Source organism: Halobacteriovorax sp. DPLXC-1 (genome assembly GCF_036903125.1).
Classification (GTDB): domain Bacteria; phylum Bdellovibrionota; class Bacteriovoracia; order Bacteriovoracales; family Bacteriovoracaceae; genus Halobacteriovorax_A; species Halobacteriovorax_A vibrionivorans.
On record NZ_JAYMCO010000001.1, the window covers coordinates 1719619 to 1731633 of the forward strand.

Below are 12015 nucleotides of genomic sequence, written 5' to 3' on the forward strand. Positions count from 1 at the left end.
TATGAATAAAAATATTGATACATTAATTATAGGTAATAATATAACGAGTTTTTTAACTTCGTCTCAAATTTTAAAAAGCGGGCATGATGCTGTCTATTTAAAGGATCAAAGAATTAAGTCTAACGATCCTTATTTTAAATTCTATGGGCCTATTGATTTAGCTTTCATTAAAACATGGATATCAGATATTGATGAAGAGTCATCAATTTTTAAGAAATCAAATTTTGAGCTGGCTCCATTTTGCTTATTAGTTAATTCTAAAAGATATGAATTCGCATCACCTAGGCCTTATCTGAATTATTCACAGGTAACAAGACAATTTCCAAACTTACATGCGCAATTACAGCAGATACTTGCTTCTGAACAAAAAGAGATAAGTGATTTTGAAGAGGACTTCCTAACAGCAGTAAGTCGTCTTGGAGAGTCATTATGTCGTTACAAGACGATTCACCAAGTTTCTGTTGCTACTTTTAAAAGTGCACTTCCTGATTATATTTATGATTGTTACTCTTCATTTAGACGAGAGTTTAAAAACAATAGCGAATTACAAAAGCTAATGAGTTCTTTGCGTTGTATTTATACACAATCAATAGAGCTTACATTTTCTGATCTTGAGTTAATATACTTCTTCATTGTTCTATTATCTCCAAGATATCGCTTTATTTGGAGTCTCGCTCTAGAGGCCCAGGCCAAGGATGCCATCGAAAAGCTTGGAGGAGTAACTTTAGAAGATACGATTGAAGAATTTAGTTTTTCAAACGCAAGACCTTGGGCCGCTCAACTTGCTTCTTATAGTGGAGTTGTAGCACCATCAAAAATGGCCATCTTCAGCTCTAACGTTGAAAGGTTGGGAATTGGCCATGATTTAAGTAGCGTATATGGCTGTATCAAGCTTAATTATAAAATGTCTGATAATTTATTGTCTGGAGAGTATTATCATTTTGATGCTCATAGCTTTGGTAGCGACGTTGCCTTTATTCGTAAAAAAATAGGTGGTGATGGCGTTTGTGAAGTGAAGGTGTATTGGCGTTTTGAAGACTGTTTCAAAGTAGACTTTGTTCAAGATATGTTTCACAAACTACTAATTGAAAATGAGATAATCGATTCACAAGATGTTTTATTAAATTGTGTTGCCATAGATGAAGTTTGTCTTTTAAGAAATCATGGACTTTTAAATGCTAGAGAAAATGTAAAACTCAAGTTTAGAACAGGAAGTCGTGGTAAACTTGAAAGTGTAAAGGGCGTGTATTATCACGGGCCTTTAAAGAAAAATAACCTTGGAATAACTCAAACTCTATTAGAGGCAAGAGATTATAAAACTTTTGTCTAAAATTAGGGACTATAATGATAGAAAGTAAAAAGCATAATGAGTTAAATAATGATAAAGGACAGACTGTTGTCGAGTATCTGCTTTTAATTACTGCAATTGTATCCATTATGTTTGCTGCTTTTCAAACTCTTGATGCCAGATTCAAGGCCGATCCCGGTGCTTGTGATCGAGGCAGCATAAACCCTCTGTGTTTCCTTGATACCATAGGTCTTGATAGCTCAACTGATGTCAGGGCCGATAAATTTCGCTATTATAACCTTCGTTAGACAGTCTAAGTGTCTGATTTTTAAGTGTTTTTCTTTCTCCATGAAATAATTTCATCAACGTTCACCTTTTGCAGAGAATAATCTCGCTACGTGTTATAAACAAGTATAAAACTCTTATTTAGTACAAAGAACTACAAAGAACAGGGAGTACAGAATGAAAACAACAAAGTTTAATTGCGCCGTGATGGCAGCATTGATCTTTTCTAGTGCAGCTTCATTTGCACAAGAAGACCCACTATTAAGTGAGACAGATCAAGTCGTTCATACAGATGAAATTAATCTGGATGGATTTTACAAAAAGAAAAAGAAGAAATCTGCGGCAGACAAGATTCAAAAGCTTCGTCGTGAGCTCGAGGAAAAGCACGAGCAAATGATGAGAAAGAATGTTGAGGATATGCGTCTTAAAGAAGAGAGAAGAATCGCTAAGAAGATTCAAAAGGCTCTAGAAGGTCAAATTAAGGCCATGGACGAGATCAATAGCATTCAATCAGCTCCAGCTAGATCTGAGGTCGTAGCTCCAGTTGTACCTCAAGGGCCACAATTGGATAATAAAGTTTCTGTTCAAACAGGATTTAAAACAATCACTGGTGATCAGAAAGAGTGGACAGCAGGACTTAATTTTGATGCGGTAGTAGAAACTAAGGTTTCTGATCGCGTTGATGTAGGTATTAGTGTTGGTTATATGGGAATGACTATTGGTGACCAAGACTTAGCTAGTAATAGAGGATACTCATGTAGTTATTCTGGTTGTTACAGCACTGGTTATTACCACTCAGCAAATGATGAAATTTCATATAATGAGTTTAATTTCGGTGGACACGCTAAGTTCTACTTTTCTCGTGCTGCGAAAATTAAGCCATTCTTAAGCCTTGGGACTAAAGTTCACTTTGGTAACTTTAAAATTGAAAACCCAAGAGATAGCTTTAATAATACTGAATTATCTTATCGCTATGTTTCAGGTGGAGCGACTTTAGGTGCAGAAGTTAATTTTGCTAAAGAATTTGGAGTTCAGCTAGCGCTAAACTACGATAAGAATATCTTTAGAATGGGTGAAGAAGATGAATATGCTGGTTCAGCAAATGATTATGTTCTAAATAATCAAGCTAAGAACCTTGAAGGTGCAGATTCATTCACTTTAGGTCTTGGACTGTCATACCTATTCTAATCAATTGTTTAAATAAGAAATTTATCCTGTTCTAATAAGAAGGCTCCCAAAGTGGAGCCTTTTTTTGTTTGCATAACCTGTCAAAATCCCTACAATAGTGTCAAAACAATTAATCAGAAGAAAGGAATCATAGATGAAACCAGTCTACATTGTTGAGGCCGTAAGAACTCCACAGGCCAAATCCGGTACAATTATTAAAGATATTCAAGCGCCATACCTTGGAGCTTACCTTGTACGTCATATTATGGATGGGACAAGTATTGAAGATGATGCTGTTGATGAGGTTATTTTTGGTAACACAGGGACACCAGCTAAATATCCAAATATTGGACGAGTTATCGCTCTTGAAGCAGGACTACATAAGAAAACTTCAGGTTACTCTGTTCACCGCAATTGTGCCTCTGGTTTAGAAGCTGCTTCACAAGGCTTTTTAAAAGTTGCATCTGGCCGCAGCGAGATCGTTGTTGCTGGTGGTGTTGAGTCGATGTCAAATATGCCTCTTATCTATGGAAAGCAGATGACTGAGCTTTTTGCAAAGCTTATGAAGGCAAAAACAACAGGTGATAAGCTAAAAGTTTTATCAAGCTTTAAGCCGGCCTATCTTTCTCCTATTGTTGCTATTGAGCAAGGTCTAACAGATCCTTTTTGTGGGTTAAATATGGGACAAACAGCAGAACTTCTTGCACGTGAGTTAGGAATTACACGTGAGCAACAAGATGAGTATGCAAATGAGTCACACCACAAGGCCATTAAGGCCATTGAAGAAGGGCGTTTTGCAGATGAAATTGTCCCTTTAATATACGGTGCAAAATTAGATAAATTATTAATGAATGATCACGGTCCACGTAAAGAATCTTCTGTTGAAGGTCTTGCTAAGATGAAGCCTTACTTTGATCGTAAATCAGGTACAGTTACAGTTGGAAATAGTTGTCCAATTACTGATGGTGGATCAGCAATCCTTTTCTGCTCTGAAGAAGCAGTGAAAAAATACAACTTAGAGCCAATGGCGCGAGTTGTTGACTACCACTTCCACGGTCTAGAGCCTGAGCGTATGGGAATGGGACCTCTATTAGCAATGGATGGTGTTTTTAGAAGAACAGGTCTAACTTTAGAACAGATGGATCTTGTTGAAATTAACGAAGCATTTGCTGCTCAAATTATTGCTGTTAAGAAAGCTTTTACTGATCAAAAAGTTGCAGACAAATTTGGTGTTGATAAGCTTTGGGGAGAAATTCCTGATGAGAAACTTAATGTAAACGGTGGGGCAATTGCACTTGGACACCCTGTTGGTTCAACTGGATCACGTCTTGTTGTTACACTTGCACATGAGCTTAAAAAGCGTAAGGCCGGTTACGGAATTGCTTCCCTTTGTATTGGTGGTGGCCAAGGTGGTGCCATGATTATTGAGAACCTTCAAAAATAAGTAGGATACAGATATGACATATAAAAGATTAAGTTTTGAAATTAAGGATAAGAAAGCGTTTGTTGGTTTTGGTTACAATTGTGACAAGGCAATGACGGTTTTAGATGAAGAAACATTAAAAGAGCTTCAAGATATTGTTGAAGATCTTCACTCAAAAGAAAAAGAATTAGATGGTGCCATCTTCTTTTCACACAAAGATAGATGCTTCTTAGCAGGTGCGGATATCAATCTATTCGATACAATGCATACGGCTGCTGATGGCCAGGCTGGAGCTGAGGCAGGGCAGACAATTTTTAATCGTCTTGAAGACCTTAAAATGCCGACTGTGGCCTGTGTAAACGGTGTATGTCTTGGTGGTGGACTTGAGTTTGCTCTATCATGTAAGTCTATTATTGTGAGTGATGATAAGTCTACTGGACTTGGACTTCCTGAAGTTAAACTTGGATTAATTCCAGGCTTTGGTGGAACTTATCGCCTGCCAAAGAAAGTGGGACTTCCAACTGCTTTAGATATGATCCTTACTGGTAAGAACTTAAATGCAAAGAAAGCAAAGAAAGTTGGAATTGCTGATGAGATTTATGCAAAAGAGCGCCTTCTTGATCTTGCTCCAAAGCATTTTAAGAAAAAAGCAGATAAGCGTAGCATGATGGATAAAGTACAAGATGCTGCTACTGATAACGTATTTACAAAGAAAATTATTTTTCAAAAGGCCCGCGAGTCAGTTTTAAAGAAAACAAAAGGCTTCTATCAGGCCCCTCTTAAAATACTTGATGTTATGGAAGGTGGAGTGATGAAAGGTCGCGCATCTTACTTAACAACAGAAGCACAAGCTTTTGGAGAGTTATGTATTGGTGAACAATCAAAGAACCTACGTCATATTTTCTTCTTAATGGAAGGATCTAAGAAAATGGATGATGCTAAAGGTGTAGGACGTCCATTAAAGCGTGGAGCTTGTCTTGGTGCCGGTACAATGGGTGGTGGAATCGCATGGCTTATGGCCAAAAATGATATGTTTCCAATCATGAAGGATCTAAACCAACACGGACTAGAGCTTGGTTTAAAGCAGGCTTCAAGTAACTTTTCAGGTGCTGTAAAAAGAAAACGTATGTCTAAAGATGATTTTGAGCGCAAGATGAGATCAATTAGTGCTCAAACAGATTATCGTGGTTTTGAACATACTGACCTTGTAATTGAGGCCGTTGTTGAAAATATGGATATCAAAAAGAAAGTATTTGCTGAGACAGAAACAAAAGTTCGTCCAGATACAATTCTTACGTCAAATACTTCATCTCTATCAATTCAAGAGATGTCTAAGGCATTAGAAGATAGTTCTCGTTTTGCTGGACTTCACTTCTTTAACCCTGTTCATATGATGCCTTTAGTAGAAATTATTAAGCATGATAACGTTTCAGACGAAACTGTTGAATCTCTTTATAATTGGGTTGTAAAAACTAAGAAGACTCCTGTTGTTGTTAATGATGGGCCAGGATTCCTAGTTAATAGAATTCTTATGCCATATATGAATGAAGCAGGATTCTTATTAGAAGAAGGTGTTTCAATTAAAGATATCGATGATGCTTGTCTAAACTTTGGTATGCCAATGGGGCCATTTAGGCTTTTAGATGAAGTTGGAATCGATGTAGGTGATAAAGTTTCTAAGATTATTTTCGATGGCCTTGGAGCACGTCTTGCTTCTAATGGAATTGGAAAGCAGATGCTTGAAAAAGAATTCTTAGGCAAGAAGAACTCTAAAGGCTTCTACCTTTACGATGAGAAAGGAAAGGTTACAGGACCTAATGATGAAGCATGGAAAATGCTTCCAAAAGCATCTAAGAAGATGAGCGAAACTGAAATTCAAATGCGAATTTTCTTACCAATGATTAACGAAGCTGCAACGACTCTTGAAGATAAGATTGTTGCAAAAGCAAAAGATGTTGATCTTGGTCTAATTTTTGGTATCGGATTCCCTCCATTTAGAGGAGGACTTCTAAGATATGCAGATACTCAAGGTATTGCGAGATTAAAAGAAGAGATGCTTAAATTTGCAGATAGTGTTGATAAAGATCGCTACACTCCTTGTGAGTTAATTAATAAACTCGCAAGTGATAATGGAAAGTTCTACGAATTATAGAACTAAGAATAATGTTTTTTAGTTTCTTTAAATTCTTTTTAAGTTATTTATTTAAAGCGAAGACTCGCCAAAGGCTACTTATTATGGCCTTGGCGAGTCTTGTTATATCTAGCTTTTCTCTACTTACTGTTCAATCAGTTTTAAAAGGGTTGCAAAGCAATCGTATTGAACGTGGTAAACAAACATTAGGTCGCTATATTATTGACCTTGAAAAAGACTTCAATTTTAAAAAGGCCTCTTCTTATCTCAATGATAATAATTATAAGTATACATTAGAGTATGAAATTGAAGGCCTGATAAGATTAGAAGGTTATTTAGCACCAGTCATTTTTCACGGAATTATAGAAGATACAAGTTCAATACTTCCAAAGGCCATTGATCATTGGCCTAAGAGAAATGAGATCTTAATGTCGCCATATTTAGCTCGTAAGGTTTATGCAGGACTTGATGATCGTGTGCAATTAATCTCACCGGCCCATACAGATACATTCTTTGGCGAATTACCTCGTTTTAAGTCTCTTGATGTTGAGGCCTTTACCGATTCTATGGACCCTGATATTGATGAATTTCACGCTTGGGGACACGCTTATAGTGCATTCTCTATTGCTAAGTCTCGTCATTATAATAAGCTTAGAGTCTTCTCAAACTTAACGAAAATACAAGAAGAACAACTTAAGTCGAAGTTTGCAGGGGATGGAGCACGTTTTCATACTTGGGAAGAATTAAATCAAAACCTCGTATTTGCTCTGGCCTTAGAAAATAATGTCGTTCTTTTTCTATTTCTAGCAACTATTGTTCTTGTTACATTTTCAATTATTTCTGGTCTTTCAATTTTCTATGCACGTGTTAGAAATGACTTTGCCTCATTTTGGATTCTTGGCATGAGCATGGGCCATATAAAGAAATACGGTGGTTTAAATATTGCAATCATAACTGCAAGTGCAATTGCAGTTGGAAATATCTTAAGCTTTATTGTGTTAAAATTGTTAGTTCAGTTTTCACCTACAATCATGCCGGCCATGTTTGTTGATCGTTCATTACCAGTACGTTTTGAGGCATCATCATTTTTCTATTCATTCATTGTTCCCGTTATTATCACTGTCGTCTTTACGTTGTTATCTAATTGGCGATTCTTTAAAGACAATGGCAATTTCATGACCTTCGTAAAAAAGGTTGGTACTTAACCTGTGTTCGATTTGTTTCAAAACTTCACTACGGAAGATCAGGAATCCTTGTTAGTTCTTTTAAATGCTCCTCTTTTGTTTCTAGCGTTTTTAGAAATTCAATAATTAGTTTTCGATCTTCTTTTGGAATCTCCACTCCAAGTTGAACTCGCCCCATTATATCAATTGCTTCATCAAGTGAGGCCACACTACCATCATGAAAGTAGGGAGATGTCTTTGTTACATTTCTAAGTGGAGGGACTTTAAAATACTCTTTATCATCTTCATCCTTTGTATGTGTGTAGCGGCCTAAGTCACGATTCTTACTCTTTGTGTACTTATAGGGATCTTCAACGATTCCAAATTTCTGATACATTCCTCCACCGACAAGATTACCATTATGACAGCCGATGCATCCGTATTGGGTAAATTTCTTGAGTCCACTTTTTTGTTCTAAATTAAGAACGTCATCTTTCCCCTCAAGGTAATCATCAAAAATAGCTGGACCGACGAGAGTTCTTTCAAAGGCGCCAATTGATTTTGCACTCAATTCTAAAATGTCGTTTTCATTAGATGTGATAAGCTCAGTGTTAAAAGCCTTTTTAAATGCTTCATTATAATTATTTTCCACAAGTTTCTTCTTTAAATGACTACTGTCTTTAAGATCATAGGCCCCCTTAAAGAAGAAAGCTTTCTTTGCTTGCTCTTCGACGTCTTTTCGATTTCCGTTCCAATGTTGTGATATTTGAGCTGCAGTATTGATTAGTGTTTGAGCATTACGATGTGAAAGACGATATTTTGCACCAATAGATTTTTGAAGAGCATCACTAAAGCTTAATTGTGGTAAATGACATTTTGAACAGCTTACTGTTTTGTCATTACTTAACCTAGTATCGTAAAATAACATTCTTCCAAGTTCGATGACTTCTTCTTTTGGACGATTTTCACCAAAGTATCTTATTGAGTTTAGTCCATTACCAAATAATTCTCGCCTTTCTTCTAAAGATTTCTTATCGGTATTATTCTCTTTTCCTGTGCAAGAAAGGAGAAGTAGCATAGAAATAGTGTATACAGTTAACTTCATTTATTACTCCATTGGTTTTATTCTTTCATTCGTATGCTAATTCAAATTTGTGACAATTTTTTGTAAGAAATATTTAATTTAAGGATTTAGATAAAGCTTTATAGTAGAATGAAACAATGAAATTGCAGAAGTTAATATTGTTAATTATTTTAATAAATTTTTCAGGATGTTCGGCCGTGACAAAAGTTGCTTCAGTATTTATGTCTTCTATGGGGTCACACCCAGATAAGGAAGAATTAGAGACTTTCACTAAATCTAGTCAATTTAACAAGGAGAAGATGAGGTTTGTAAATCGCAGACCTAATATAACTAGTGAACAGCCAATAAAGAAAGATGGCTTTGGTTTTTCTAACTTCATAGAATTCTTGGGTAAGGGCAATGGCCGCTATCCAGATAAACCACTTCCAATGTTAAAACCCGATATGGATAAATTTCTAGAGAAGTCTGATGTTGTAAAATCGATTTGGTTTGGTCATTCAACAGTCTTATTTAATATCGACTCTAAGATTGTTCTAATTGATCCAATCTTTTCAGATTCTTCATCTCCTGTACCAATATTTGTTAAACGTTTTGGACCTACTGTATTAACACTTAAAGAATTACCAAAGATTGACTATATATTAATCTCTCATGACCACTATGATCATTTAGATATGAGAACCATAAAATTCTTTGTGGATAAGGATGTTAAATTCATCACTCCTTTAGGAGTTGGCTCACACTTAAAACGCTGGGGTATTGATCGTAAACTTGTCACAGAACTTGATTGGTGGCAAAACGTTGAATTTGATGGGGTAAAATTTACGGCAACACCTGCTCAGCATTTTTCTGGCCGCGACCAAGCACACGAAAATACAACTCTATGGGCATCTTGGGCCGTAAAAACTCGTAATAATAATCTCTATTTTAGTGGTGACTCTGGTTACGATACTCATTTTAAAGAAATCGGACAACGTCTAGGTCCTTTTGATGTAGCATTTATGGAATCAGGTCAATATAACCCAGATTGGTTTGCTGTCCACCTCTTGCCAGATGAATGGCCAAAGGCCTATGAAGACATCAATGCAGATTACTACTTTCCAATTCACTGGGGTGCATTTTCTTTAGCATTTCACACGTGGGATGATCCTATAATAAAGCTCAATGAGTTTTCACAGCAAGGAAAGCTAAAGTTAATGGCCCCTAAGATGGGAGAAATTGTAAGCTTTGATCACCAGGAATACGTTACAAAAAAATGGTGGTAATAGGTATAAGAATTTTTTATCACAGTGATCTAATATAGGTATTTTATTTATCTAATTTAATTCGTTAGTTTATCTCTTAATCAATGAGCACAATGCTCATTAAGGAGATATTAATGAAAAAGATATTTGTTATTCTATTAGGTTTATTATCAATTAATTCATTTGCTAGTGAAATTAAGTCTCTAAAATATGTAAGTCCATGGAATTATCAAATGCCAGCAGTTGAAGTTTTAAATAACTCTACTGAGCATATTGAAATTATTATAAAAGGTGCTCTGTTGCAGTATCCTGATTTTGGGTTTAATTTTGAGCTTTCAGATCGATTAAGCGATGTTTTTGAATTACATAATTTAAATGCTTTAATTGTTAAATTTCCAAAGTCTGCTTGTAAGGCAGAGATGGCAAAGGATCATTTAAATATTCAGCTTATTAGTTGTAAAAATGTCCTTACTTTTAACCAGCAAGACTATAGTGACCAATCTCAGCGCATGACTCAAGTTAAAGGTGCAGTTGTTGGCTTTGATGGAAATATTATCGAAGAAAGTGATTTAGTATTTAATGGCTTCTTAAGCTTTCATATAAAAGAAGTTACTGAAAGAACTGTTGGACGTGAGCTTAATATGATTCAAGCACAAGTAAACGGTACAATCCCATTTGCAGGCCCTAATCGTCGATCTTTAAGAGTCGATCTGCAAAAGAGTCAGCTCGCTCTAGGGCTTAATAACGGGCTTTAATGGCCGTGTAAAGTATATACATAGTACATAAATATTACTGAACCTCTCAATTGCCCCTCAGTTTAATCATATAATAAAGAAAATATTTATATCGATTAATCTGGGGGGATTATGAAAGTATTAATTATCGCACTTTTGTGCCTATTTTCTACAGAATCAATTATTGCATCACAAAGTATCCAATGTGAATCTCTAAAAAAAATTACTAATATCACAACTGAAAATATTTTAGCATTTGAAGATGGCCATTCGACTATGATTCCAAGCTATAAGATTGAAGAGATATTATATTCAATTGTATCTGAATACGAAGCGGCCATGAATTCAACAATCAAAATGAGTAAGCATGTTGTTTTAAAAATGTTTCGAAACCAAGTTCTCAATGAAATAAATTTTAATACTAGAAGACTCGATCATTATCACGTTTATCGAGGTGTTGATCTTATGAAGAATCTAAAAGAAGGAAGTACTTCTCTGATAGATCTACTTTGTCGAAAATAATCATTATAATCTGGGGGGATTATGAAAAACTTATTTATTACATTTATGTGTCTTTTTTCATCATTTACTATATTAGCATTTGAAATTCCAAGCTCCGTCTGTAGCTCTGTTGAGACAATTGAGATGATTTCAAATATTGAGCTACAAAGATATAACTCTGGGCTAGTTAGTGAAGTAAAAAAATCTGAAGTTAACTTTATAATGAATCGTCTGCTTGAAGAGTATGATAGAGCTCTAGATTTGGCCGAAACAAATGTGGAGGTTGCTCTTCTTGAAACTGTTGCTGAAGATCTCAAATTTGATTTAGAAAGTCTAAGTTTTGGAGATAATCAGTTAGCAGTTAATGGCGCTGTTGAAACTTACAAAAGTGCGAATGAGAAAGCTCACTTGATGGTTGACTACTTTTGTAAGTAGAAGGGGTTGTTGGGTTGTGTGAGAGAGTTTCTTTTGGTTCTATGAGAGATATTTTTTCGCTAATTTTAGCTTCGCTAAAATGTCGCTTAAATTGCGGTGACTTGCTCATTGCTGCTGAGGCACATCATGCGGCAAAAGTGTCCCAAAGGACAGTTTTGAAGCATAGATGGATATGATTTAAGAATCAAAGAGCGTAGCTCGCGTGATTCGGTTATATGAGAAAGATTTTTTCGCTAATTTTAGCTGCGCTAAAATGTCGCTTAAATTGCGAAGACTATCCCATTGCTCCTGAGGCACATCATGCGGCAAAAGTGTCCCAAAGGACAGTTTTGAAGCATAGATGGATGTGATTTAAGAATCAAAGAGCGTAGCTCGCGTGATTCGGTTATATGAGAAAGATTTTTTCGCTAATTTTAGCTGCGCTAAAATGTCGCTTGAATTGCGAAGACTATCCCATTGCTCCTGAGGCACATCATGCGGCAAAAGTGTCCCAAAGGACAGTTTTGAAGCATAGATGGATGTGATTTAAGAATCAAAGAGCGTAGCTCGCGTGATTCGGT

General features: G+C 35.9%; 11 protein-coding genes. 10 read left to right on the plus strand and 1 reads right to left on the minus strand.

Features of this window, described 5'->3' with window-relative positions; all coding sequences use genetic code 11:
* Window position 1: 1 nt before the first annotated feature.
* From VCM44_RS08225 to VCM44_RS08250, 6 genes are all read left to right on the plus strand, one after another.
* Window positions 2-1330 carry a hypothetical protein gene (locus VCM44_RS08225; protein WP_334678505.1) on the plus strand — a complete coding sequence of 443 codons (1329 nt, stop codon included), beginning with the start codon at window positions 2-4 and terminating at the stop codon, window positions 1328-1330.
* Between the two features lie 14 nt (window positions 1331-1344).
* A complete protein-coding gene (locus VCM44_RS08230) occupies window positions 1345-1596 on the plus strand; it encodes a hypothetical protein (RefSeq protein WP_115362803.1) in 252 nt (83 codons plus the stop codon).
* 154 nt (window positions 1597-1750) lie between these two features.
* Entirely contained in the window at window positions 1751-2761 is a 1011-nt protein-coding gene (locus tag VCM44_RS08235) for an OmpH family outer membrane protein (protein ID WP_115362801.1), read from the plus strand.
* A 133-nt stretch (window positions 2762-2894) separates the two neighbouring features.
* Window positions 2895-4184 (plus strand): thiolase family protein, encoded by a 1290-nt coding sequence (locus VCM44_RS08240; RefSeq protein ID WP_115362799.1) that lies wholly within the window; start codon window positions 2895-2897, stop codon window positions 4182-4184.
* Window positions 4185-4197: 13 nt separating this feature from the next.
* Window positions 4198-6315: a 3-hydroxyacyl-CoA dehydrogenase NAD-binding domain-containing protein gene (locus VCM44_RS08245; RefSeq protein ID WP_334678506.1), complete on the plus strand. Its 2118-nt coding sequence runs from the start codon at window positions 4198-4200 to the stop codon at window positions 6313-6315.
* A gap of 83 nt (window positions 6316-6398) precedes the next feature.
* Window positions 6399-7499: an ABC transporter permease gene (locus VCM44_RS08250; protein WP_334678507.1), complete on the plus strand. Its 1101-nt coding sequence runs from the start codon at window positions 6399-6401 to the stop codon at window positions 7497-7499.
* Window positions 7500-7527: 28 nt separating this feature from the next.
* Here VCM44_RS08250 and VCM44_RS08255 read toward each other — a convergent pair whose 3' ends face one another.
* On the minus strand, window positions 7528-8562 hold the full coding sequence (locus VCM44_RS08255) for a cytochrome-c peroxidase (protein ID WP_334678508.1): 1035 nt from the start codon (window positions 8560-8562) through the stop codon (window positions 7528-7530).
* 116 nt (window positions 8563-8678) lie between these two features.
* Here VCM44_RS08255 and VCM44_RS08260 point away from each other — a divergent pair, with 116 nt between their 5' ends.
* The 4 genes from VCM44_RS08260 to VCM44_RS08275 all read left to right on the plus strand — a co-directional run bounded on the left by VCM44_RS08260 (window position 8679) and on the right by VCM44_RS08275 (window position 11455).
* Window positions 8679-9806: an MBL fold metallo-hydrolase gene (locus tag VCM44_RS08260; protein WP_334678509.1), complete on the plus strand. Its 1128-nt coding sequence runs from the start codon at window positions 8679-8681 to the stop codon at window positions 9804-9806.
* A gap of 113 nt (window positions 9807-9919) precedes the next feature.
* Window positions 9920-10540 carry a hypothetical protein gene (locus tag VCM44_RS08265; RefSeq protein ID WP_334678510.1) on the plus strand — a complete coding sequence of 207 codons (621 nt, stop codon included), beginning with the start codon at window positions 9920-9922 and terminating at the stop codon, window positions 10538-10540.
* 111 nt (window positions 10541-10651) lie between these two features.
* Window positions 10652-11041: a hypothetical protein gene (locus VCM44_RS08270; protein ID WP_334678511.1), complete on the plus strand. Its 390-nt coding sequence runs from the start codon at window positions 10652-10654 to the stop codon at window positions 11039-11041.
* A gap of 21 nt (window positions 11042-11062) precedes the next feature.
* Entirely contained in the window at window positions 11063-11455 is a 393-nt protein-coding gene (locus VCM44_RS08275; RefSeq protein WP_334678512.1) for a hypothetical protein, read from the plus strand.
* The last annotated feature ends 560 nt before the right edge of the window (window positions 11456-12015 follow it).

Bases quoted from the DNA above. Each gene is read 5' to 3' on its own strand.
- VCM44_RS08270 (WP_334678511.1), top strand. From the start codon at position 10,652: ATGAAAGTATTAATTATCGCACTTTTGTGCCTATTTTCTACAGAATCA.
- VCM44_RS08275 (WP_334678512.1), top strand. From the start codon at position 11,063: ATGAAAAACTTATTTATTACATTTATGTGTCTTTTTTCATCATTTACT.
- VCM44_RS08235 (WP_115362801.1), top strand. From the start codon at position 1,751: ATGAAAACAACAAAGTTTAATTGCGCCGTGATGGCAGCATTGATCTTT.
- VCM44_RS08255 (WP_334678508.1), bottom strand. From the start codon at position 8,562: ATGAAGTTAACTGTATACACTATTTCTATGCTACTTCTCCTTTCTTGC.
- VCM44_RS08260 (WP_334678509.1), top strand. From the start codon at position 8,679: ATGAAATTGCAGAAGTTAATATTGTTAATTATTTTAATAAATTTTTCA.
- VCM44_RS08250 (WP_334678507.1), top strand. From the start codon at position 6,399: ATGGCCTTGGCGAGTCTTGTTATATCTAGCTTTTCTCTACTTACTGTT.
- VCM44_RS08245 (WP_334678506.1), top strand. From the start codon at position 4,198: ATGACATATAAAAGATTAAGTTTTGAAATTAAGGATAAGAAAGCGTTT.
- VCM44_RS08240 (WP_115362799.1), top strand. From the start codon at position 2,895: ATGAAACCAGTCTACATTGTTGAGGCCGTAAGAACTCCACAGGCCAAA.
- VCM44_RS08230 (WP_115362803.1), top strand. From the start codon at position 1,345: ATGATAGAAAGTAAAAAGCATAATGAGTTAAATAATGATAAAGGACAG.
- VCM44_RS08225 (WP_334678505.1), top strand. From the start codon at position 2: ATGAATAAAAATATTGATACATTAATTATAGGTAATAATATAACGAGT.
- VCM44_RS08265 (WP_334678510.1), top strand. From the start codon at position 9,920: ATGAAAAAGATATTTGTTATTCTATTAGGTTTATTATCAATTAATTCA.